This window comes from Hymenobacter sp. 5317J-9 (assembly GCF_022921075.1).
Lineage (GTDB): Bacteria > Bacteroidota > Bacteroidia > Cytophagales > Hymenobacteraceae > Hymenobacter.
Genome location: NZ_CP095051.1, coordinates 37,736 through 60,543, shown reverse-complemented (window position 1 = coordinate 60,543; position 22,808 = coordinate 37,736). Strand labels below are relative to the sequence as shown.

The following is a 22,808-nucleotide window of genomic DNA, read 5'->3' as shown; positions in this document are numbered from 1 at the left end:
TCTATAACCACAATTGTCTGCTAGCACTCGTCATATTCCACATAACCCATATTATGTGGAATCTAACGAGTGCTAAAATTTATATCTAAAAGCTAATTGTGCGCGTTTGCATTCTACTCCCAATGGAAGGCCAGGAGGTAATCCATATTGAAGTGAGACGGGGCATATAAGGGTACTGTGGAAGAAATCAAACTCCCATGCCGGTTGATATGCTGCTGGCTAACAGGCGGCAATGGCATTGGATACCGGCTGGCGTTCAAACGTCGGAATCAAGTTTAATACATTTTGAAGATTGTGCTTGTGTCTATATAAGTACAATTATGGGTCGTTTTTCGTTTGGTTGTATCTATATACGCACAAACGTTGAAAGTCAGCATTTTGCGAAGTCATAACTTGACTATAATTTTGAGACACCCAAATAGTATAGTGCAATTTTTGATTGCCTTTTATGGCCTTGATTAGCAGAAAGAAGTTACCTAAAATGTTCTGGCATCCTCAACTGGGCAACTGGCGAGCGACACCAGGCTTCCAGAGAACGACTCCTCGCTCGCTTGACGCATGAGCCAGCGGCCTCTTGCATTGCGCTGGCTGTCTATGGTCAATCTCATGTAGCAGCGCTTAGCTCGATGCAACCACCTTGCCGCATGCGTGCAGGAGGTGGCTTGGGAAACAGCGGGAAAGGACGGACTCCGACAGGGTCTTACCGCCCGGCCCGCGCAATGGCGTTTGTGCGCTGTGCGCCTAAGCCGCCATTCTTCGATTGAAGGATGCCCCCACCATAATCGCTTATTAAAACATACACCATTCTAACCATTAAATACAACGGAGACCGATACTGCCATGGCGTAAGCCGATAGAATCATTCTGCTGAAATGACCACGAATTCTCACTTTCCCCCTCTCTTGTCCGTCTCATATGAGCCTTCAACATCGATTTCCCACCCTTTTTGAGCAGCCCCACGCGGGTGAATGGCTCACCGAGCAAGAATCTCTTCGACCAGCAAATACGGTTAGTGCCTATGGGTACGCGTTGGTGGACTACTTTCGGTATTGTGCGATTCACGCCATCACCCCTGCCAGTGCCAAGCGTGCCGAGGTCGTGGCTTACGTTAGAGACCTCTCCGAGCGCTCCAAATCCACGACGCATGCTCTGCCGGGTAAGCGTGTTGGTTACGTGAGAAGCACCACACACGAAGGATTTGCTAATGCCACCGTGCGGTTGAGGCTAACCACCGTCCGGCTTTATTACAAATACCTGAAGGGAACAGAAGTACTGGCGACGAATCCCGTTGAAGAAGGGGTATACGGATGGGGGAAAAGGTACAGTAAGGCGCGGCGCGGCTGGGTTGCCCGCCTGGAAAAGGAATTCTGGCTTCCGAATGCACGGCAGTGGCAGGCGATTCTGGACGCGGCATCATCCGAATGCATTCGGAACCGGTTCATGCTGGCGTTGGCGTACGACGCAGGCCTCCGCCGGGCGGAGTTGTGCGCCCTGCAAATTCGCGATATAGACCCTTCCAGCCAATTAATCAAGTTGCGGCCGGAAACCACTAAAACGGGTGTCGCACGGGAAGTCCCTTATTCCGATGTAACGGCCGAACTGTTCGCGGCTTATCTGGAGCATCGCCAGAGCTTGGGCCAACCGACGGGCCCGCTTTTCTTGTCGGAGTCCCGGCGTAACCCGCGGCAACCCCTCACGATTTGGAGTTGGTCCAAGACCGTACAGGCTTTGGGAAAACGAGCCGGCTTGCCGATGCTGACGACGCACACGCTGCGGCATTTGCGCTTAACCGATTTAGCCAAGGCCAACTGGGAACTGCCTATAATTGCGGCCTTTGCGGGGCACCGGAGCGTCGCCACGACGATGCGCTACATCCATCTGAGCGGACGTGAGTTAACCGAACGGTATCGGCAAACGCTGAATTCGATTCTGGACCAGCGGCAGGAGACGATGAAAACCTCTCTGCTATGAGCAAGGGCGAATCACGCACGGACAGAAACAAGAATTCTGTTCGAACTTGGCCCTTTGTCCTTCCACCGTCAAACAGGAGATTTAGCTTAAGTCCGTTGGAGAAGGTTGCGCTGAACTTCGCGCAAACGCAAGGCCCCTGGGAGAGCGGCAACGCACTCAAAAAGGTAATTAAGCAGCCGCTGAATCGGCTTGTTCAGCCCATTGAGGCCGCCCTGCTGCACTGGGGAATTCCGACAGGGAAAGTAGATGAAGGCAGCCGGCGAGCGTGCATTTCCTTGCTGCTGCACGAGATGCATCGACGGCAAACAAGCCTTTGGGCTTGGGACGAGAGCGCTTGGATAGAAATAGTTGGTCACACGAACAAGGAGTTCAAAAGCACCCACCGTGTTTTCGAAGACGCCCATCAAATTTCAAGCCTTACTTACCGGCAGTACGTTTTGGCCTGCGCGTATCTAGTGGGTGAAATCCCCATTTATCAATTAGTCGCTGGTTATCAGGCGCACAATTCCGCTCAGCATATTTTTGGAGGAGTCGCAGTTGAGAAAGCACTGAAGGTCCTTACGACCGAGAATGTCCGAATCGGAGGGGGCGTATCCCGGCTGGTGCGCACGGCCACCTGCTACGCACTGCTAGCCAATCGAAGCCCAGAGGTGAAAAAGCTCACTCTACCTGCTTTAGAGAAGCTATACGAAACGAATTCGAGTAAAAAACATATTAAAAGAGATTACATTTTAATTTCAGAATTGTTATATAATCTGAAAGCAGTACCAAATTGTTTGCCCACTCCTCATACGAGGAAGAGATGGGTAACCGGAATAGACGACACTTTATCCGATGATTGGATAAAATGGCTTCGGGCATGGCATGACACTTCGCCTAAATCGGCGGTCATTCGTAGTCAAATACAAAGTTTGGTTGCCAAAGCGGCAAGGTGGTCTGCTGAAAAGTATCCCAACGCGGCAGGTCCTCAGCAATGGACCAAAAGCATGGCTGTTGCCTATGTAGCGGCTGTGACAAGAATGAAAGTGGGACAATCGCTTCATCCGACAGCCATTCCAACCCCCAAATGGGGCAAGCCGCTAATTGCTTCTTATCAGGGCCGGTTGCTGTTTGCCCTGCGGACGTTTTTCAAAGACTGTCGCAAATGGGATTGGTTTTCTTTGCCCTTCGACCCGGACGACGACTTGGCTAGCCCCAACTCCGTTTTGCGTAATCGGATGCGAAAGCCCCGGCCGATTGCTCTGGCCGAATGGACCAGATTGGAGGAAGCCGGATTGTCGCTCACGCAAGAAGACTTGCCAATTTCTAATTTAGCAATGGTCAAGCGAAACAACGCAACTTCTTACAGGTCGTATCCGCTGGCAATGGTGCGCGCGATGGCGCTTGCTTGGCTCTTTACCGGGTTACGCTCTGATGAAATCCGTCGGCTGCAAGTAGGGTGCATACGACCTGCACTAGGGGAAGAAAACAAGCACAATTCCTCGTCACCCCCCACCATCTGCGATTTGACCGTGCCCGTGGGCAAGTCAGGTTCTGGTTTTACAAAGCCAATTCCTGGTGTGGTGGGAGAGGCTATCAAGAATTGGGAGAAAATTCGTCCCGCTGTTCCCAAACATTGGGATTACAAAACAGCTGAAGCAGTCGACTTTCTATTTGTCTGGAAGGGGAAACAAGTAGGACCCAGAAGTTTGAATAAAATAATTATTCCGATGTTGTGCCGAAAGGCCGGCGTTCGCAACGAAGACGCCTTGGGAAAATTCAACAGCCACCGGGCTCGACATACCCTTGCCTTCCTATTGAGTAATGCGCCAACGCCAATGAGTGACTCCGACTTGCAGGATTGGCTTGGACAACTCTCCGAAGAATCACTCCGCTGGTACCTTGGAATAAATATTCGCAAGCTTGAGGCAGCCTACGCTGCGGCGAATCACATTAGTGTGGACAAACGTCAGCTTGAGCAGTTAAAAAAACCTGCTATGGATGGGGTTAAGTTGCCAGCCGAAAGCAAGTCGGCACACTCTGTCGACCTCGGTCACGGCTTCTGCACGTATGCTTTCTTCGACGACTGCAAACAGCTAAGGCCATGCACGAATTGCTCGTTTTACAGGCCCAAAACATCGCTTTTGAGCCAAGCACATGAAGTAAAAAGTCAGTTTGTGCGCATGCTGCACCATCTACCCCTGTCGAAAGAAGTTCGTCAGGCCATTGAAGAAGCTATTGCATTGAATGAAAAGATGGAAGCTATCATCCGGCGTGACGAAGAAAGCCACCCGGGTTAATATTCCTAGCGGAGAAAAGCTCTAGGCCGAGTGGATGACAAAAGCAGGGTAATAGTGGCCCGGAAAAGAATGCATCGCTTTGCTATCGTGACGGCCAGAAAGAGCGGAACGTGCAACCTACCTCATCTGAAAAGAAGAAGCTTATCCGGCCGCGTGGCTGCGCCGGCAGCGCCCCGCCGAAGGGAGGGCCCACTTTGGGACGGTGCGTGTCGCGATAGGCCAGATTGGCTTTAGGGCTTGCCCTACGCTGGCATACGGGCGCTGGCAGCCCGGCTGCCGGTGCCGTCAAGCCTACTTAACAACGCGTGGTTGACTTCTTTCAGGCACCTGCGCTGGCATAAGCCGACGTCGCGCAAGCAGACATATGCTCAAGCCGGATTGGGAAGGGTGGGTAGCGGAGCGCATTTATAGGAGCTACCCGCAAAGGGCCTATTGGCGCCGCATGAGCAACGATTCCAGGTCGGCGGTGGTAAACCTTTCGCCCAAGTCCAGCAGATGCGCTTTCAGGTCGGGGTTGAACTTGCCCGTTATCAGCCCGGTGTCCGTGTTCATCCCCAGGGTGGAAAACAACAGCAAGTATTCACTGCAACTGTTCCCTTGTTGGAAGGTGGTGAACCGAACGGCCTGCATGAGCCGCTTAGTGGCCACCACCAGCTTCGAGTACTGCTTCCCATCCTCGTTCCCGCCCGGGATGATGTCGCTGAATGCCAGCTGGAAAGTCGCTTGTTGCGCGTTCCGGGCCAGGCTGTTCAGGGCCAGGGCAAAGAGGCGGGCTTCCTCTGGGCTGAAAGCCTGCGGGGAGCGAACAAACAATTTGCTCAGAATATCAACCTCCGGGTCGTTGGGGGTAACCGCGTCCATGGCAGCAACGGGAAGATGGGTGGTTCAATAAACTCGTGCGCTTGGGTTTCGGCTTTCGAGCCCGCGGGGAACGCCCGGTTGCAGCCCCACAAGGCCGGCCCAGAGACGAGGGGAAGTCAGCGCCGGGCATCGGGCCGGCCGGGCGAGCGTTAGCGAAAGTCCGTGGAGGCCACGCGGCCGGGGCAGTGGGCTAAAGCGGCGCGGCCACGGAGGTGTCCAGTGGCGCAAAAGCGGGAGAAGCCGTACTTAGCAAGCGCTGACAGGCACCGCATTTGCTGCTATTGGAAACGTCTCCCGGGCCCGGGTCATACGCCAGGTAGGAAACAGGGTCGCCACAGCGGGGCAGCGACTCGCCCGCTTCGTAGTAGTGGTAGGGCACCGTGTAGAGCGACGCCGAGCGCCAACCTGCCGACTGGGCGCATACCGGAGGCAATTGCCGCTGAAACGCGCGCAAGTCCGCTTCGCTCAGCACCAGCCGCCGGGGAGGCAGCAAATGGTTCAGGGCGTGGAGGACTCCCTGGCGGACCTGCGTCAGCAACTGGCGCAGCGCATCGGGCGGGAGCGACTGGTTTGCGTCCAGTCCGGCCATTACCGGCTGCAGGAGCCGGTGTAAGTTGGTCAGCGGCTCTCTGGCTCGGGGCAGCTTTTCGTCCTGGAATATATCGCGGAACCCTTCCACGGGAATATCCGCGTTATCCGGGGTTAGTACCCAGGCCAAGTTAAAGCCCATGCTTTGGTAAAAGTGCAGCACTGCCGTCAGGACGTCCGTGCTCCCGCGGCCCGTGCTCTCGAGCCGGATGTAAGCCGCGCGCGAGACTCCGGCCTTGCGGGCCAGCAGGGCCGGCGGCCAATCGTTGGGTACCAGGGACTCGGCCGCCAGCATCGCCCGGAGTTGGGCGAGGCGCTCGCCAATATGGGCTGAACTCATAAGATAAAGGAGGAAACGCGAAACGGTAAATCTTGCGCGCCCCCGACTCAGGCGTGCAAGCAAGGATGGTGAACCTAGCGGCGCAGGAACAGCGACTCCAACTGGGCGGGGGCGTACCCGGCGGCCAGGTCCAGCAACTGTTCTCTCAGGTAGTCGTTGAACACGCCGGTCACCAGCCCGGTGTCCTGGTCGATGTTCATCTCAGTGAACAGGGGAATGCGGTGGCTAAAGCGCTTGCCTAGCCGCAGGCCCTCGTATTTCAAGGGCTGCATGAGACGCTTCTGGGCCTTATCCAGCCGGTTGAACTGGTCATCCACGTTCCCGTCCGGCAGAACGTCCCCGAAGCTCAGCTGAAAAGCAAGCCGTTGGGAATTGTTGGTCAGTTGACCCAAGGCAACGGTGAAGAGGCGGGCCTCCACCTGCTCGAAGTCTAATGAGCAGCCAATGAACAAGTCGCTCGGAAGCGCCGGGGGCTCGGCATTGAGGGTAATGGCTTTTTTAGCGGGCATGGGGAAAACGGGCTATTAAGTGCGTCGGCCAGTTATGGCGGCAACCGGGTGCCATGTTTGGGTCGGCTGGTTAAGACAACGGCCCCGATGCGGGCAACATCTCGTCGAGCTGGGCCACGTTAAGCAGGTAGTTGTGTAGCTCGGGATTGAATAGCATGGTAACCAGGCCCTCCACGCACCCAATCCGGCGTTCCTGGGTGTCGTCGAGCAGCCGGTGCACGTAGTATTGCTTAAGGGCGGCCATCTCGAACGAAAACCTCACCGCGTCCAGCTGGTGCAGCGCGCAGTAAATTTGCTCATCCGGCGTGTTTTCACCCGGCGTGGTGACCTCCTCCAAGGGGAAGACGTAATGGTCGCGAATCACGTAGCCATCGGTGCGGATTTGGTGCAGCACCCGGGCCATAAGGAAGTGCACGGGCTCGCCGGGCGGAAATTTGCGCACGAAATTTTTATTCCAGTGCGTGCGCACCATCTTAAAATCGGCCTGTTCGTAGGCCAGGCGCAACACAAAAGGAGTCGAGAAAGGAAGCCGACGGGGCGGGGGGGGCATACGGCGAATCAGTAATGGGGAGCACGGGCCGGCGAGGAAGCTAAAGCAAGAGCAAAGCGAAAGCGAGGCCAGAAGAACCTCGGACTGGCCGTTCACAAACATAATATATTATGTTTAATTAACGGTGTTTATTACGTTAGGTAACTTATATTAAACGGGTATCGCACATTTCGGCTTTTCCGAGACCCGTGCTAATGGTAGCTGCTGACCCGCGCCTAAAACAGATTGCCCAGAAGCTGAAGCAACTGCGGTTGGATAAAGGCTATTCTTCGTATGAAGCGTTTGCGTTCGACCACGAATTGCCCCGCGTCGGGTACGGTCGCCACGAAAAAGGCAGCAACCTCACCCTGAAAAGCTTGTTGCGGTTGCTGGATATCCACCAGATAAGTCTGGCGGACTTTTTTGCCGATATGCCGGCGCACCAAGCGGTTGCGTCGGCGGATGCGATATAACTGAGAACGGCAGTGGGCATCCACTGAGCTTTGTCTGCTCACCGTGAAGCTATTTGCCGCCGCGGCGGTACCACTCGGACCGCGCTTCGGCCCCGTATCAGACGGCACAGCGCGTGAGCAACTGCGGATTGCCCGACTCGGTGAAGAGTTCCAGTGGTCCGAGCCCCGAAAGCAGTATCCCGTCTCGACTCACGTAGCGGTAGCCATCTGGCACCATGTTGTCGATGGCGATGGCGTCGGCGTATTTATGGCCTTGGTTAAAAGTTTGGTACAAAAGTTAATCGGCGGCCTTGGCAGCGGCTGGCTTTCGGTGGGCGTGGATGACCACTTTACGGTGGCGTAAGTACTTATAAAGGGTAACCTTCGTTTTAGTGAACAAGCCAGCTGGCTATTTTTAGGATTTCCTTCCTGCTCCATGGCCCGCTACTTGTTTTTACTCGACGCGACCCAGCGCCGTGCCTTCGACCAGCCCCCTGTTTTCAATCCGCCCCAGCGGCAGCTCTTCTTTGCGTTGCCCGACTGGGCCACCCGGTCTCTGGCTACGCTGCTGGCCCCGCACAGCCGGGGCGGCTTCGTACTGCAGGTCGGCTACTTCAAGACGACGGGGTGCTTCTTTCCCGTGGACCGGTTCCTGGCGACTGACCAGGCGTACGTGCAGCAGCGTTACCACTTGGGAGCGGTGGAGTGGACGCGCTACGGCAAGGTCACCCGCTTTAACCACCAGCAGCAGATTCTGCAGCAATTCGGGATTCCGCCCTTCGAGCAGGTCGAAGCCGCCGTGCGCCAGCAAGTGACGCATTTCGCCCGCCTATTAGGACCGCCTTTTTCCGTATCTATTCAGGCACTGTCCTGCCTGCTTTGGCTGAAATCATTTTCTCCGATGCTGACCCGAAGGCCCGTTGACCCGCTAAAAAGGCCATCCTGGAGGCCAGGCCAGCGCGGCGGCGGCGGGTTTCGCTACCTTTAAAGCGCATGAGTACGACCGCACGGCCCCTGGAACGGCAACTATCTCCGCCCCTGGTGAGCGGCTCCACCATTGCCCTGGCGTGGCTGCTGTTCAGCGGGTTCATGGTGCTGCTGATTTTTGTGCAGAACCTCTCGGCCGGCACGCCCACTGACTGGCGCGAGGCCCTGGGCGGGCGGCTGTTGCACGGCCTGATTTGGGGCCTGCTCACGCCAGTGGTGTTCGCCCTGGCGGCCCGCTTCAACCTCACCGAACGCCGGCACCGCCTCTGGCACCTGCTGGCCCACGCGGCGGCTAGCTACGTCCTGACCCTGGTGTACCGCCTGGGCTACGCCGCCGTGATGCACGGCAGCGGGGCCACGCCGGGCGGCTTCTCCCTGCATACCGTTGTGGCCAATGCCAACAACTGGGTGCCCATCTACTGGATGCTGCTGTGCATCGCCTACGCCGTGCAGTACCGCGAGCGGTACCGCGAAGGCCGGGTGCGGGCCGCCCAGCTCGAAACCCAGCTGGTGCAGGCCCAGCTGCAGGCCCTGAAAATGCAGCTTCAGCCGCACTTTCTCTTCAACTCGATGAACGCCGTCTCAGCCCTGATGACCCAGGACGTGAAGGCCGCCCGGCGCATGTTGGCCCAGCTCAGCCAGTTTCTGCGGCTGGTGCTGGAAGGCACCGACGAGCAGGAGGTGACCCTGGAACAGGAGCTGCGCCTCACGCGCCTCTACCTCGAAATCGAGCAAACCCGCTTCCCCGACCGGCTAGCCGTGCGCTACGACATCGCCCCCGATACCGAGGGCGCGCTGCTGCCTGCCCTGCTGCTGCAGCCGGTGGTGGAAAACGCCGTGCGCCACGGCCTGGCGCCCCGCGCCGGGGCCGGCGAGCTGGCCGTGCGGGCCGAAAAACAGGGCGACCGACTCGTGCTGCAAGTGCACGACAACGGCCAGGGCGCGGCCGATACCGCCGCCCGGGGCATCGGCCTGCGCAACCTGGAAAGCCGCCTGACTACGCTCTACGGCCCAGACTACGCCCTGGCGGTGGAGTCGGCCCCGGCGTGCGGCTACTGCCTGCGCCTGTCCATCCCGTTCCGGCTGGCAGCGGCCGGGGTTACGCATCTATCCGCATGAGGCCCATCCGCACGCTGCTGGTCGACGACGAGCCGCTGGCGCGCAGCCTGCTGCGGGAGCTGCTGGCCGATTTTCCGGCGCTGACCGTGACGGGCGAAGCCGCGAACGGCACCGAAGCCTTGGCCGCCCTGCAAACCGGCGCGTACGACGTCGTCTTTCTCGATGTGCAAATGCCCGACCTCGATGGCGTGCAGGTGCTGGGCCGGCTGCGGGAAGCCGGCCAGCCGCTCCCGCTGGTGGTGTTCGTGACGGCCTACGACCAGTACGCGGTGCAGGCCTTCGCGCTCCACGCTGTCGATTACCTGCTCAAACCGCTGGACCCCGACCGGTTTGCCGACTGCGTACGCCGGGTGCAGCAGCAGCTACGCCTGCGCCAGTACCAGGCCCGCGTCCCCGAGCTGGAGGCCCTGCTGCACAGCTGGACCGCCCCGGCAGCTGACTACCAGGACCAGTTCCTGGTGAAGCTGCCGGAGCGCAGCTTCTTCGTGCCGGCCGCCGAGGTGTGCTACTTCGAGGCCAGCGGCAACGGCGTGCAGCTACACGCGGCCGGCCGGCACTACCCGCTGCGCACGGCCCTGGGCCAGCTGGCCGAGCGGCTCGACCCGGCCGTGTTCCTGCGCATCCACCGCTCGTGCATCGTCAACCCGGCCCACATCGTGGACTTCAGGCACTGGTCGCACGGCGAGTACCTGTTTCGCATGGCCAACGGCCAGCACGTCACCTCCTCGCGCAGCTACAGCGCCGGCGTACAGCAGCTGCTCAAGCGATTTGCCTGAGCCGGCCCGGAACCTGGAAGGCCAGTTCACCCCGGGATAGGTCCAGTTGGCCCGTGTCGGGCGTTCATTTTTGGAAGTTGCCCGTTAGTGCACCAGCCCCCCACTCATGGGACGGCAACAGCGCACGACATGACCAAACCCTTCCTCTTTTTGCTGGCCTTCACCTTCGGCGGAGTCGCGACGGCCCGCGCCCAACACCATACCCCGGCTGGTACTACATCAATGCCGGGCACGACCCACTCCATGACGGGCATGACCGGCCTGAAGATGGACCACACAGCCGCGCCCGGCACCCCGGTCGCCGCCTTCCAGCACGGCATGGATTCGGTGATGGTGGTGATGGACGAGGGCATGCGCCGCATGGAGGGGGCCCGCCCCGACGACATCGACGCCAGCTTCGCGGCCATGATGCTGCCCCACCACCAGGGGGCCGTGGACATGGCCCGTCTGCAGTTGCTGTACGGCAAGGACCCCGCCCTGCGCCGCCTGGCCCAAAGCATCATCGCCGAGCAGCAGGTCGAGATTCAGCAGATGGCTGCCTGGCTGAAACAGCACCCCGTGGGCACGCAGAATCCTGGCAAATAGTACCTAATTCCGTTTAAACCGTCATGCTGAGCTTGTCGCAGCATCGCTACCGCTTCGTTGAAGAAGTGTTGATTAGTAAAGAGGTAGCGATGCTGCGACTTCGTTCAGCATGACGTTCTTTTTTCCCTATCCCATGAAATTCCCTCTCCTCCCCGGCCTGCTGCTCATTTCCAGCGTGGCGGCGGCTCAGGTCGTCAGCCACCGCGACCGGGTGTACACCGCCGACCAGATTTCCAACACCGTCTCGGTTATCGACCCCATGGATAACAAGCTGCTGGGCCAGATTATTCTGGGTAAGCCGCAGCCCGACTTGCTCTCGGCGCTCTACAAGGGGCAGGCGCTGGTACACGGCCTGGGTGCTTCGTCCGACCATAAGCTGCTGGCCGTGGTGTCGGTGGGCTCCAACAACGTGACCTTCATCGAAACGGCCACTAACGTCATCAAAGGCAGCGTGTACGTGGGGCGGGCCCCGCACGAGGCCACCTTCCGGCCCGATGGCAAGGAGGCCTGGATAACGGTGCGCGGCGAGGACTACCTATCGGTGATTGACGTGGCCACGATGCGCGAAACCCGCCGTGTGCCCGTGCCCAACGGCCCCGGCCAGATTGCCTTCAGCCCCGACGGCAAGCGCGCCTTTGTGTGCTCCAGCTTCTCGCCCGAGCTGGCCGTGGTGGACGTGGCCACTTACAAAGTCATCAAAAAGGTGCCGGTGGTGAGCCCCTTCTCGCCCAACATCTTCCCCACCAAAGACGGCCAGCAAATCTGGTTCACCCACAAGGATGTGGGCAAGGTATCGGTACTGGATACCAAGACGCTCACCATCAGCGGCGTGCTGACAACCGGCCCCGTCACCAACCACGTGGCCACGGTGGATGTGGCGGCCGGCAAGCTGGCCTACGTGACCGTAGGCGGCGAGGACGTAGTGAAGGTGTACAGCCGCGCCCCGGGCTTCAAGCAGCTGGCCACCATTCCGGTGGGGCTAATCCGCACGGCATCTGGCCCTCGGGCGACGGCAGCCGGATGTACGTGGGCCTGGAAAACGGCGACTCCGCCGTGGCCATCAGCACGGCCAGCAACCGGGTGCTGGCCAAAATCAAGGTAGGCCAGGCCCCAATGGCGCTGATGTACGTGCCCAACGCCGTGCCTGCCGGCGCGGCCACAAACACCGGCCTCGGCCGGCAGCTGGTTGACCAGCCCGCCGTGGTGCGGACGCTCAAGCCGCCCACCGCTGGCCCCGCCACCGGCACCATGACGCTGCGCTCGGAAGGGCTGGTGGATTTGGCCACCTTCGCCCTGCGCGGCCTGACGCCGAACACCGACTACGACATCTTCCTGACCAGCGGCACCAAAGCGCCCTACGCGCGCGACTACGCCCTGACCACCGTGCGCACCGATGCCAAAGGCGGGGCCATGGGCCAGGCCCTGGGGCCGGTGCAGCGCATCGCGGGCGGCGAGTTGAACCCAGCGGGCAAAAAGTTTTCGCGGGTAATCGTCGCACCCAAAACCACTGACGGTGAACCCGCTTTACTGGCCGAATAGTCCGGCTTAGACTGGGCGGCAAAACCAGCATTTCATCCCTCCATGCGCATCACTACCTTATCCACCTGGGCCCTGGCAGCCACGCTGTTGCTCGGGGCCTGCTCGAAAAAGAACAGCGAGGAAACCGAGCCCGACATGGTCATTCCGCCCGACCCCGGCCCCATCGCAGCCAGCGCCGCCGACCGGGTGTACCTGGCCGACCAGTCATCGAACACGGTGTCGGTGCACGACCCGAGCACCAACCGGCTGCTGGGCGTGATTCGCTTGGGCAAGGGCCGGCCCGAGTTTCTGAGCCCGCTCTACGACATGGAGTCCAACGTGCACGGGCTGGGGGTGTCGCCCGATGGCAAGACGCTGGGCGTGATTGCCACCCTCACCAACGCGGTGATTTTTATCGACCTAGCCACCAACACCGTCAAGGGCAAGGTATACGTGGACCGCAACCCCCACGAGGGCTTTTTCACGCCCGACGGCAGACAGTTCTGGGTGGCGGTGCGCGGCAAGGATTACGTGACGGTGATTGACGTGGAGAAAATGCAGGTGGTGAAAAACATTGCCACCGAGCACGAGCCGAGCATGGTCGTGTTCCGGCCCGATGGCAAAGTGGCCTTCGTGGACCACTCCGAAACCGCTACGCTCGACGTAATTGATGTGAAGAAGCGCGAGGTCATTGCCCGGGTGCCGGTGGTGAGCAAGTTCTCGCCCAACCTGGTGGTGACCGAGGACGGCCAGCAGGTCTGGATGACCCACAAAGACGTGGGCAAGGTGACCGTGGTGAACGCCCAGACCTACGCCGTGGAAGGCGTGATTGACACCGGCCCCGGCACCAACCATGTGAACATGGCCGGCACCGGCGGCGGCACCCGCTTCAGCGGGGCCAGCGCCGGCGACTTCGCTTACGTAACCGTGGGCGGCGAAAACGCGGTGAAGGTGTATTCGCGCCAGCGCCAGCTGCTGGCCACTATCCCGGTGGGGGCCAACCCGCACGGCGTGTGGCCCAACGGCGACGGCAGCAAGCTCTACGTGGGCCTGGAAAACGGCGACGCGCTGGTCAGCATCGACACCAAAACCAACACCAAGCTCACCGAAACCGGCAGCGGCCAGGCCCCGCAGGCCCTGCTCTACGTGGTGAAAGCCGGCGGTGGCAGCCCCGGCGCCAGTGGGCTGGAAGCCTTCACGCCGGTGACGCCGGTGAACATCCGCCTGGTGCCCGTGGGTACGCAGCCGGTGCCCGGCGTGGGCGGCGGGGCCACCATCCGCCCCACCGAAGACCTCGACGAAATGGTACTGGCCCTCAAGCAGCTGGCCGCCAACACCACCTACACCCTGTACCTGTCGGACAGCAAAACCGCATTGGTGGCCCCGGAGCCGGTCATTTCCTTCAAAACCGATGATGGTGGCGCAGTCGAAGTCAACGCCTACTACCAGATTCGGCTGCGGCTGGCGGGCCGGTTCGCCGTGGTGGTGCTCGGCGACAAAAACCCGGCCGGCGCGGTCACGCTCACGCAGCCGTAAGCCGGCTGCTGACCAAAAAGGCCCCTGGTGCATGACGCATCAGGGGCCTTTTTTAGGGGTGCAAACGCTTTTGCTTCGGGTAGCACCGGGGGGGGGGGTTGCTCAACTACCGCCGCCAGCCACTAGCTGGCAGGCCGCCAATTCCCGGCGGTGCGCCCGAAAGCGCAGCAGCCCGACCGTCAGCACCAGCCCCGCCACGGCCAGCGCGGAGTAACCCAACCGGCCGCCCCGCTCGGGGTGAAACTGAAGGAGCGCCAGCCCGAAGCCCACCAGCGCCAGGCTGGTGCGCACGTAGGTGAGCAAAGTGCGCTCATTGGCCAGCCGGGTCCGTTGCAGGGCCAGCCGGTCCGAGAGGGCGAGTGGGTTGGTGGGGGGGGGTAACGGCATAAGGGAGTAGGCTACGGGAGGGTAATGGCATCGCCCGGTTCGGCCAGCCGGTGAAACACGATGCCGTGCTTCTCAAAATACGGCCCGTAGTTCTCGTAGCGCTGCTGGATGAAGAAGGGCTTGAGGTAGCCGTCGTGTACGGGCAAAATTTGCCTGGGACGCATTTTCAGGGCGAAATCGGCCACCACCAGCTCCGTGAGAAAAGGCGCGGTGACGGGCAGCAGGAGCATTTCCACCCCCGCGAAGGGCAACAAATTGTTAGCAAAAGAGTCGGCGGGATTTAGCACCTTGCCATTCACCAGCCAGGCGGTCATTTGCGGCAAGGGGCTGTCGAGAATGGCCTCGTGCTGCACCGGAAGGGCCAGCAGCTGAAACACGCCCAAGTCTAGGCGACCTTCCTCGTGGATTTGCACCGTGAGGCCGTGCGCTTGCAGTTCGGTTGCCACCTCGCGGTTAGAGATGATAATGACCTGACGCAGGGCCACGATTTTCTGCAGCGCCGCCACGTCGAGGTGGTCGGGGTGGTTGTGGGTGATGATGATGACCGATACGTCTTTGAAAACCTCGGGGTGCACCAAGCCTTCGATGAAGGAAAACTTGCCCGGGTCGAAAAGAATCTGTTGGCCGTCGAGTTCGAACAGCAAACAGGAATGAATGTATTTGGTGATGCGCATGGCATTGAAAATGAGGTTGTTCTAGCTGCTTCGGTAGTCCAACTTCCTCCGTGCGCTTTGCGCTATACCGTGTGCAGAATCACGTAGAGCGAGCCAGTCGAAATCACCAACCAGAGCAGGATGCCCAGCACGTAGGGCTTGATGCCCACCGAGCGCACCACCTTGGCCGACAGGCCCGCGCCGATGAAAAACAGCGTCACCGTGAGGCCGATTTTGGCCAGGTTCACCATCACCGGGCCCAGGGGCTTGGCGGCGGGCACGAAGGTGTTGAGCAGCATGGCGGCGATGAAGCCGAAGATGAAATAGGGAATTTTCACCTTGACGCCCTTCTGCTTGAAAATCATGGCCGTGCCAATGGAAATCGGGATAATCCACAGGGCCCGGGCCAGCTTCACGGTGGTGGCTACTTCCAGGGCTTTATTGCCGTAGGCGGCCGCCGCGCCCACCACCGAACTGGTGTCGTGGATGGCAATGGCGCACCAAAGGCCGAACTGGTTCTGAGTCATGGCCAGCGCGTGGCCGATGGGCGGGAAGGCAAACAGGGCCAGCGCGTTGAGCACGAACACCGTGCCCAGGGCCACCGACATCTCCTCGTCCTTGGCCCGCAGCACCGGCCCGATGGCCGCGATGGCCGAGCCGCCGCAAATGGCGGTGCCGCACGAAATCAGATGCACCACGTGCCGGCCCAGCCCCAACCACCGGCCCACCACCAGGCCCAGCAGCAGCGTGCCGAAGATGGACACCACCGTGAACAGGATGCCCTCCTTGCCGGCCTGCACCGCCGCGTGGGCGTTCATGCCGAAGCCCAGCCCGATAACCGAGAACTGCAGCAGCTTGGCCGTGGCCTTTTTGGTTTGGGTAGTGAAGGGGTTGCCGATGGTCTGGGCCAGCACCAAGCCCAGGGCCAGGGCAATGGGCGGCGAGGCCCAGGGCGTGAGGCAGAACACGAAGAACAGCACGAACACCACCTGCTTCAGGGTGAAATCCTGCCCGAACAGCACGCGGGGCGTGTGCAGGTGGCGGAAGAAGCCGGTGGTTTCGTTGAATTCAGGAGCGGCCGGTTCCTGCGCCGGAGCGGGAGCGAGCGGCGAATCAGGGGCTTGCGGAGTTGCGGAATGAACCGGGAGTGCCATGAGCGGGAGGGGGTTGTTTCTGAGGCAAATATACGGCGACCCCTACGCAAAGGATTATCCAATCGTGTTATCCTGCATAACCAAAAGTTATTTATAGAATAGCTGATTTTTGCATTCCCGCCAGTCTTGAGCCGCCCGGATGGCCGTGGCAGCAGTTGTTACGGCACCGGCAGACCTGTGCCATCGCCAATCTGCCGTTGGACGAACCACCCGGTTCACCTCCTGCTGTATAAGTACAGCCGCTGCCAGCTGACACCGAATGGTTATCCGGCATCGCCAGCCTTTATTTGGCCCCCTTGAATTGCCCCTGCACGAAGCTCAGAAACCGCTGGGCCGGCCGGGCCAGCACCTGTCCCTGCACCCAGAGTGCCTCGAACTGCCGGGCCAGGTGCAGCCCTTTGATGGGCACGATTTCGAGCAGTCCAGCCGCCAGCTCGCGGTCCAGGGCCCGGCGCGACACGAATCCCAGGGCCGCCGGCGCGGCTTCGAGGTAGCGCTTGATGGCTTCCGTATTGTCCAGGTAAAGGGCTACGGAAAGGCTGCTGAGCTTAATGTGCTGCGCCCGCAGAGCAAATTCGAGAATTTCCAGCGTGCCCGAGCCCCGCTCGCGCAACACCAGCGGGTGGGCCAGGGCCTCGGCCAAGGACAGCGGCGTGGCGAGCGGGGAACCGGGCGCGACGCGGCGCACGGCCACCAACTCGTCGGGCAGCAACGGCTCGTAGTGCAGGTCGTGGCTTTTGGTGCGGCCTTCTACAAAGCCCAAATCCAGCTCGCCGCGTAGTAGGGCATCGGCAATGCGCTCGGAATTGGCGTTCAGGAACGAGAGCTGCACCTGCGGGTAGCGGGCCTGAAAGGCGGGCAGCAACCCCGGCAGCACGTACTGGGCCAAGGTGGTGCTGGCCCCCAGGCGCAGGCGGCCGGCGGCCTCTTCGGGGTCACGCAGGGCCAGGAGCTGGTCTTCGAGCTGCTGCTGGGCGGCGGCGGCGGCATCGGCGTGGGCGTGCAGCAGGCGGCCGGCCTCGGTGAGGCTCACGCGGTTGCCGCGCCGCTCCAACAGGCGCTGGCCGTACTGGGCTTCCAGCTCACGAATGTGCTTGGTGACGGCCGGCTGGCTCACAAACAGCTCCTGCCCGGCCTTGGTAAAGCTCAGATGCCGGGCCACGGTGGCAAATACGCGCAGACGAAAATCGGACATGGCGGCAAGGTAGGCAGTTTGCTATAACCTCGGGGCGGACCCTCCCCGCTCATTTCGGGCACTCATCCGCCCACCCTGCCAACGCCGCTTACCGAACCAGCTTCTCCAGCGCGGCCTTGAACTCGGGGGTGTAGTACGCGGCCATGCCGTCGTGGCAGGTGACCACCTGGCCGTCGGGGCCGATGATGACGGTGGCAAGAATGGAGTTGGAATCGAATGGGGCAGGCACTTCGGCTTTTCAGAGGCCGATATAGTACAGCGAGGCGAGGCCCAGCGAAAGCCTGACGAAGCGGATACTACCTTCCCAAGGCGCTGGTTTACGCCGAGGTGCAGCAGGTTGATAGACACGAAGTAGGCGAGAAATTGGTCGGACGCATTTCGGAGTGGCAGACACAGGTGTTTCGGTGCGCCGGGCGGAGCCGTGCCGGCCGCCTCCCTTACCATCCAGACCAAACTCCTTATCTCTCCCTCAATGGTCTACACTCCGTCGGCGAGGTACGGCGTACGCTGGCGCAGTACCAGCAACGGCTCAAGTTACGGCCAACCAAATGAGTGTAGTAAGCAGGTATAGGGTAACCAGAGCGTGACGCTGACGCAGCAGCATTAGCACAGCTTACTGCCCAACGTCCGTTCTAATTTGGCAAAGGGCGTTTAACCTTTGTACTAAACTTTTAACCAAGGCCATTTATGCAGCAAAGCGGCTTGCCCTTCGGGCACGTACTGCCCGGCGACGCGCAGGTCCGCTTGTAAGGCTGGGGCGAGCGCCAGCGGGCGATGCCGCAGGATAGCGTCTGCCAGCAACTGTTCTTCTTCGGTCAGGTGGGCAACAATCGGGGGCATGGTGCGCAGAGGACTGTTCAGCCCACGAGGAGCAAATCCTCCAGTTGGGTCGTGTATTGGGGCGTGCACCACTGGGCCTGGCCCTCCCAGGGGGCCACCACCTGCCCGGTGGCCCGCACCGTGGCGGCCAAGCGTACCGAGCCATGGCCGAAGCGGCGGTTCAGGCGGCGGTTCAGGCGGCGGTTCAGGCGGCGGTTCAGCGCGTCGAGCTCAGCAATGAGGTGGGTGCGCTTCTCCGAGACGGGCGCGGCTTCGAACAAGCCGAGCTGGGTCTGGCCAGCCGTCTCCAGGCCGTCAAGCACGACCCCGGCGTCAGTGTAGCGATGCCCCGGCTGCCAGAGCTTTTTAAGCGCGGCCCGGGCGTAGCATACCAACTCAATGGAGTCACTGGTGTTCCCCGGCAGCGTGAGGGTCGTGGAACAGGAGTAGGGCGGGGGCTCTAGGCCGTAGCGGCTCTTGCCCAGGAACACGGTCAGCAGGTGGGCCGCGTCGCCTTGGCAGCGCAGCTTCTCCGCTGCCCGCGCCGCAAACGCGCTCACGGCCCCGGTTACGTCGAGAAAGGCGCTCAAGGGCCGGACGAACGTGCGCGAGCAGCACAGGCTGCGGCGTGCCAGCGTGCCGTCTTCGCTCGGGGCCAGGCCCAGGCAGGGGTAGCCCCGCAGCTCGCGTACCAGCGTCGATGCCATCGAAGCCCAGGTGGAAAACGGGCCGACCGCTTAGCTTTAATCGAGACACGGCTCCTGCTGCCGGCCGGTCCCATCCAACTGCCGTTCTTTGTTCCGTCAGCGTGCCGCAGATAAAAGGGACCTGCGCGGAATCGGCGGGTTCTACCTTGACGGGGGTGAATAATCAGGTTGTTTCAGGCATTAATGCTATTAATAACTCTTTAACTATGCCATTTCATGAAGTGCAATCAGCGGTAGCAGTTCCCGTTGATGCATTATGTTGAGTGGCATTGTTCCCTTGTGCTAGGTAGACATGAGCGTTATCACCTAGTGAAATGTTGTTTTGGATATTTTGCGCAGTGGTTTTATCCGCCAATTTGCTTGGGCGTTTTACATGCGGAAGCAAATTACTTTTCCCCAGTAGGGAAGAAACATCGGCGAAGTATTCTTCTTCAGTTGCTAGCCATCGTTGCATCACCTCTAGATACTTCAACTCGCCCTTCGAGTGCTTACCTAGCAGGGTCTCTTGCTTTAGCTTCCGCTTACTTCCTGCAATATCCAGCTGATGTTTCGCGACATCCGATATGGTGCCGTTCTCAAGCATCAGAATGGAATCGACATTCACTAATGCCTCTTTTGTAAAGTCTAATAAATATTTGGTGAGCTGCTTGCGCGTTCTTACTCTAAACTTTGTCTGGTTCAGGTAGGGGTTATACTGGGCGTTGTAAAACAGAAAATTTGCGGCCACTTTGCCGCTGTAGGACTGCTTGAACGCGCTAAAAATGCTTAAGTCGGGAATCGCTCGAAGCCATTTCTGAAACACTTCGTGCACCAAATTGGGGTCAACGGACGATAACGCCTCACTGGATTGCTGCTGCGTCAGATAGCTCAGCACCGCGTCCTTATCCGCTTTGGTGAGCGGTGATTTGGTGTTCTTCAGGTAGTGCTTCAGGTTGGAAACGTACAGGTTGGCTCCGATGCCAGGAGAACCGAAGCTTTCCAGGATGTACTCGATGTAATGAAGAATGTCCGCTAAGCCATGCTCTTTGCGAGCTTGCTCATCAATGTGGTGCGTGGTGAAGATGATGTTTCGCACAATCTTCAACGGCAGCCCATAGAAATTCTCTTTCTTGAACCACTTCTTTTGGCCAATCTCCTGATGCCACTTGCAGCAATTGGGAAATCGGTTAAACCATTCAAAATGGTTGGTCAGCAAACCGGTGTGCCAACTGCAGCAATTGGGAAATTTTTTGGGTAGTTCGTACTCGCCGGCTGGCTGTGCGTCAAAACCGCTGTCAACTATTTCCCCTTCCAGTTTAAAAAAAGGGGTCTTATCAAAGTTGTGTTTGGCCAGTTGTGCGATGTTGCTCTCGTAAATAGTGACACACCTTTCCATACAGCAGAATCAGACTATAGGTACAAATGGTTCTTTATCCCAGATGAGCAGCAAGCAACTCAGGGGCATGTTTTACTAGCTCCACAACGGTAGCCGCCGCTGCGGGCCCTGCACTCTTGATGGCTAGCTCTTTTACGTAATCAAAAGACCGTTCAAGAATGGACTTCTTCGGCGCGGGTTTTTGTAACTGTGATTCAATCACCTCCAGTTCGTGGTCAATCTCATCTCGACGGGAATCAAACGAGGCAGGCGATAGGGCCTGCTTTAGCGCCTCGGTTAATTCTGCCAAAGTAGCAGGCTGCCCAGACTGATTGGTCTGGGTGATATTATTCCCACGGGCCACGTTCACGTTCGCGTTATCCCCTGATAGGTTGGTTTGTATCGCGCCATCGCCCTGCACGAGATTAACATTTGCGTTGGAGCCGAAGTGAAAAGAATTGGATGCCATTGTAGGGGCGTTTGAAGGCGGTGAGATAGCTGTAAGTACGGTGCTTTTGCCTTAGGGAGTAAGCAGTACCTCGTGGTACCAGGCTTGGATGCCGTTTACCCAATCGCCCTGCACACGGCTGGATTTGTCGTAACGAAGCAACGCTTCATCCAGCAAGGCTTCTAAGATGCGATGAAATTCTTCTGCGTCTTGAGCGAAGGCCATTGGAAAGTCTTCCAGCACGTTGATTGTGCGCTTCTTTCGCTCCTTGCCACCCGATTCGTAAAAGAGGCGCAGAAAATGAAGCAATTTCTCATCAAATGTGCGCGGCCAAGAGTTGTCGGGCTCCTTAATAACGCTTTCAGTAATAATATAAGGGCCCAGGCCGCGCTCTTTGGCTGCGCGACACGCACCAGCCAAATCAGGGCGAGGTTGCAACCAGCCCCGTTGTTCGTTCGCTGAGAACAACAAGTACAGTTCCAAGCCCATCACAGCCCTGCCAATGGGTTCGAATGTATACAGAACACTAGGAGGCATGGCATTAGGCTGAAAAGAAGCCCGGCCATTCAGTGCGAGTCCTGTTAGAGGACAGGTATGTAACGGAAAGCTAGTATCTAAATCGCCAAACATAAAGGTGAGGGCTAAAGAAATGCCTCGGTCAGAGCACTAAGGCTAAGGGCACGTGAAAGACAAAAGTTGCTGCAAATAATTTTAGCAGCAACTTGCTGCAGCTTATATTTGAGTAGCAACTAACATCTTGATAGCTATGATTACCATTAAGTCAAGCGGGCTTGGACGCCTAAATGAATTAGCACAGAACATTGAACAGCTTAGCCAACGCTCCGAGGTATCAAGTGAGGAGCTTTTTAATGCCGAGTTCATTGCCCAACACACCCAATCCACAAGCTTCACAGAATTCGTTAGAGCCGGGGGATTTGTTTTTGATAGCGCAGAAGATTTTAAAGCTATTCCCGACGCGGCCTTTGATGAGCATGTACGCCACAATACCGATTTCCCAAATTGGCACGAAATGCAACTGGCAGCGGCTCGGACGTGGGCGCGACAACAGTTGCTAAAATAACTGCTGCTAACGGCAGCATTATGGCCGCAGTCGAAAATTTTGGGAGGACCGAGTGTTCTATTTTCACTGGCCACGACGCGGGTTTGGCAGGTGGCACCTTTTTTAAGTAAGCCGGGCTTTCCTGCTGCACCACGATGCGTAACTTGCCGTCCCCATGCAAACATTGAAGTTCGGGGCTACGTCATTGGGCAGGCTCATCGCGGCTATTTTCGCAGGGCAGGACTCCCGTGTTACCCACCTTGATTGACGGAAGTCCCACTCGCCGCGTTCAAACGGCTGTCCTGTCCCGTATTGGTTGCCTGAACCGAGTTGGCACCGTGGGCAATGTTCACGACCCCTCCCTCGCCAACGTGGATGGGTGGTAATACCTTTGAAACCGTCTCCTGTACTTTGGCTTGGAAAGAACGCAGCGTGATGTCGCTTCCTAAATCTTTCAGTTCAAACAATAAGTCAATCACCTTGGAGCGGATGCAGGTCAGGACCCCAACTAATTGATTTGTTGGCAGCACTTGCCAACTTCGGTGAATATGCCAGTCCTTGCGGTAGGCTTTCTCGGCAATGATGGCGTTGAGAGGGTGTGGCAAGTCAATGGTGCCATCAGTTGTCTGACTGGCCATGTGCTCAATCTCAGCTACGCTGTTTCCAACGTATTTGCTGACCAGAATCGCTTTTAAGTCCTCATTGAGGTATTCCACCGCCATGGGCTGATTGATGAGTTGCTGGCCGTTGACCTTGTGAATCAAGTGGACTCGGGGTACAACACCGACCTTCCGGTAAGCGGGCGCCTCTTGGCTACTCCCCTCGTAACCTTCTATCTCCAAGTTAACCCATCCCTTCAGCCGGTCCTCTTTTAGCAAATAGGCCAACGCTTTGACTTTTAGCAGCACATCCACCAGTCTAGTTGCCGGTTGAAGTACCTCGTCAATTGCCGCGCTTATCAGTTCAGGAGCAGTCATTATT

The 22,808-nt window shown here is 58.7% G+C and carries 27 protein-coding genes; 12 read left to right on the top strand and 15 right to left on the bottom strand.

Annotation, left to right across the window (positions count from 1 at the left end):
- Window positions 1-915 precede the first annotated feature (915 nt).
- Window positions 916-1,971, top strand: coding sequence for a site-specific integrase (locus tag MUN81_RS22360; RefSeq protein ID WP_245117495.1), 1,056 nt, complete (start codon window positions 916-918; stop codon window positions 1,969-1,971).
- A 95-nt stretch (window positions 1,972-2,066) separates the two neighbouring features.
- Window positions 2,067-4,250: a tyrosine-type recombinase/integrase gene (locus tag MUN81_RS22355; protein ID WP_245117494.1), complete on the top strand. Its 2,184-nt coding sequence runs from the start codon at window positions 2,067-2,069 to the stop codon at window positions 4,248-4,250.
- 429 nt (window positions 4,251-4,679) lie between these two features.
- Here the strand turns inward: MUN81_RS22355 and MUN81_RS22350 are convergent, their stop codons facing one another.
- From MUN81_RS22350 to MUN81_RS22335, 4 genes are all read right to left on the bottom strand, one after another.
- Window positions 4,680-5,111 carry a replication initiation protein gene (locus MUN81_RS22350; RefSeq protein ID WP_245117492.1) on the bottom strand — a complete coding sequence of 144 codons (432 nt, stop codon included), beginning with the start codon at window positions 5,109-5,111 and terminating at the stop codon, window positions 4,680-4,682.
- Window positions 5,112-5,301: 190 nt separating this feature from the next.
- Window positions 5,302-6,039: a hypothetical protein gene (locus MUN81_RS22345; RefSeq protein ID WP_245117490.1), complete on the bottom strand. Its 738-nt coding sequence runs from the start codon at window positions 6,037-6,039 to the stop codon at window positions 5,302-5,304.
- A 74-nt stretch (window positions 6,040-6,113) separates the two neighbouring features.
- Complete coding sequence (locus tag MUN81_RS22340; RefSeq protein ID WP_245117489.1) at window positions 6,114-6,548, bottom strand: RepB family plasmid replication initiator protein; 435 nt, start codon at window positions 6,546-6,548, stop codon at window positions 6,114-6,116.
- A 70-nt stretch (window positions 6,549-6,618) separates the two neighbouring features.
- A complete protein-coding gene (locus MUN81_RS22335; protein ID WP_245117485.1) occupies window positions 6,619-7,098 on the bottom strand; it encodes a hypothetical protein in 480 nt (159 codons plus the stop codon).
- 194 nt (window positions 7,099-7,292) lie between these two features.
- Here MUN81_RS22335 and MUN81_RS22330 point away from each other — a divergent pair, with 194 nt between their 5' ends.
- From MUN81_RS22330 to MUN81_RS22290, 9 genes are all read left to right on the top strand, one after another.
- Window positions 7,293-7,550, top strand: a complete 258-nt coding sequence (locus tag MUN81_RS22330) for an XRE family transcriptional regulator (RefSeq protein WP_245117484.1) — start codon at window positions 7,293-7,295, stop codon at window positions 7,548-7,550.
- Window positions 7,551-7,593: 43 nt separating this feature from the next.
- On the top strand, window positions 7,594-7,893 hold the full coding sequence (locus MUN81_RS22325) for a hypothetical protein (RefSeq protein WP_245117483.1): 300 nt from the start codon (window positions 7,594-7,596) through the stop codon (window positions 7,891-7,893).
- 72 nt (window positions 7,894-7,965) lie between these two features.
- The gene (locus MUN81_RS22320) at window positions 7,966-8,517 is read left to right on the top strand and encodes a DUF4158 domain-containing protein (protein WP_245117481.1); all 552 of its coding nucleotides are present in this window, start codon (window positions 7,966-7,968) and stop codon (window positions 8,515-8,517) included.
- A 5-nt stretch (window positions 8,518-8,522) separates the two neighbouring features.
- Window positions 8,523-9,635, top strand: a complete 1,113-nt coding sequence (locus tag MUN81_RS22315; RefSeq protein WP_082017271.1) for a histidine kinase — start codon at window positions 8,523-8,525, stop codon at window positions 9,633-9,635.
- Window positions 9,632-10,411, top strand: a complete 780-nt coding sequence (locus tag MUN81_RS22310; protein WP_044518450.1) for a LytTR family DNA-binding domain-containing protein — start codon at window positions 9,632-9,634, stop codon at window positions 10,409-10,411. The genes MUN81_RS22315 and MUN81_RS22310 overlap by 4 nt, the downstream gene beginning before the upstream one ends.
- Before the next feature lie 129 nt (window positions 10,412-10,540).
- Window positions 10,541-10,996, top strand: a complete 456-nt coding sequence (locus tag MUN81_RS22305; protein ID WP_065814192.1) for a DUF305 domain-containing protein — start codon at window positions 10,541-10,543, stop codon at window positions 10,994-10,996.
- A gap of 133 nt (window positions 10,997-11,129) precedes the next feature.
- Window positions 11,130-12,098: a YncE family protein gene (locus MUN81_RS22300; protein ID WP_245117479.1), complete on the top strand. Its 969-nt coding sequence runs from the start codon at window positions 11,130-11,132 to the stop codon at window positions 12,096-12,098.
- Complete coding sequence (locus tag MUN81_RS22295) at window positions 12,023-12,535, top strand: hypothetical protein (RefSeq protein WP_245117478.1); 513 nt, start codon at window positions 12,023-12,025, stop codon at window positions 12,533-12,535. The genes MUN81_RS22300 and MUN81_RS22295 overlap by 76 nt, the downstream gene beginning before the upstream one ends.
- Before the next feature lie 42 nt (window positions 12,536-12,577).
- Entirely contained in the window at window positions 12,578-14,050 is a 1,473-nt protein-coding gene (locus MUN81_RS22290; protein WP_089334421.1) for a hypothetical protein, read from the top strand.
- A 102-nt stretch (window positions 14,051-14,152) separates the two neighbouring features.
- Here MUN81_RS22290 and MUN81_RS22285 read toward each other — a convergent pair whose 3' ends face one another.
- From MUN81_RS22285 to MUN81_RS22240, 10 genes are all read right to left on the bottom strand, one after another.
- Entirely contained in the window at window positions 14,153-14,437 is a 285-nt protein-coding gene (locus MUN81_RS22285; protein ID WP_245117476.1) for a DUF202 domain-containing protein, read from the bottom strand.
- An 11-nt stretch (window positions 14,438-14,448) separates the two neighbouring features.
- Window positions 14,449-15,111, bottom strand: a complete 663-nt coding sequence (locus MUN81_RS22280) for an MBL fold metallo-hydrolase (protein WP_089334419.1) — start codon at window positions 15,109-15,111, stop codon at window positions 14,449-14,451.
- A gap of 62 nt (window positions 15,112-15,173) precedes the next feature.
- Window positions 15,174-16,244, bottom strand: a complete 1,071-nt coding sequence (locus MUN81_RS22275; protein WP_230687945.1) for a putative sulfate exporter family transporter — start codon at window positions 16,242-16,244, stop codon at window positions 15,174-15,176.
- A gap of 283 nt (window positions 16,245-16,527) precedes the next feature.
- Entirely contained in the window at window positions 16,528-17,439 is a 912-nt protein-coding gene (locus MUN81_RS22270; RefSeq protein ID WP_073285409.1) for a LysR substrate-binding domain-containing protein, read from the bottom strand.
- A gap of 88 nt (window positions 17,440-17,527) precedes the next feature.
- Entirely contained in the window at window positions 17,528-17,668 is a 141-nt protein-coding gene (locus MUN81_RS22265; protein WP_179225616.1) for a hypothetical protein, read from the bottom strand.
- Window positions 17,669-18,102: 434 nt separating this feature from the next.
- On the bottom strand, window positions 18,103-18,279 hold the full coding sequence (locus MUN81_RS22260) for a hypothetical protein (protein ID WP_245117474.1): 177 nt from the start codon (window positions 18,277-18,279) through the stop codon (window positions 18,103-18,105).
- Between the two features lie 17 nt (window positions 18,280-18,296).
- Entirely contained in the window at window positions 18,297-18,965 is a 669-nt protein-coding gene (locus MUN81_RS22255) for a DUF4113 domain-containing protein (protein WP_245117472.1), read from the bottom strand.
- Window positions 18,966-19,179: 214 nt separating this feature from the next.
- The gene (locus tag MUN81_RS22250) at window positions 19,180-20,340 is read right to left on the bottom strand and encodes a hypothetical protein (RefSeq protein WP_245117579.1); all 1,161 of its coding nucleotides are present in this window, start codon (window positions 20,338-20,340) and stop codon (window positions 19,180-19,182) included.
- A gap of 34 nt (window positions 20,341-20,374) precedes the next feature.
- On the bottom strand, window positions 20,375-20,788 hold the full coding sequence (locus tag MUN81_RS22245; protein ID WP_245117578.1) for a hypothetical protein: 414 nt from the start codon (window positions 20,786-20,788) through the stop codon (window positions 20,375-20,377).
- A gap of 51 nt (window positions 20,789-20,839) precedes the next feature.
- Window positions 20,840-21,397: a hypothetical protein gene (locus MUN81_RS22240; protein WP_245117577.1), complete on the bottom strand. Its 558-nt coding sequence runs from the start codon at window positions 21,395-21,397 to the stop codon at window positions 20,840-20,842.
- 136 nt (window positions 21,398-21,533) lie between these two features.
- Here MUN81_RS22240 and MUN81_RS22235 point away from each other — a divergent pair, with 136 nt between their 5' ends.
- Window positions 21,534-21,848 carry a hypothetical protein gene (locus MUN81_RS22235; RefSeq protein ID WP_245117576.1) on the top strand — a complete coding sequence of 105 codons (315 nt, stop codon included), beginning with the start codon at window positions 21,534-21,536 and terminating at the stop codon, window positions 21,846-21,848.
- Between the two features lie 230 nt (window positions 21,849-22,078).
- Here the strand turns inward: MUN81_RS22235 and MUN81_RS22230 are convergent, their stop codons facing one another.
- The gene (locus tag MUN81_RS22230; RefSeq protein ID WP_245117575.1) at window positions 22,079-22,804 is read right to left on the bottom strand and encodes a hypothetical protein; all 726 of its coding nucleotides are present in this window, start codon (window positions 22,802-22,804) and stop codon (window positions 22,079-22,081) included.
- Window positions 22,805-22,808: the final 4 nt, after the last annotated feature.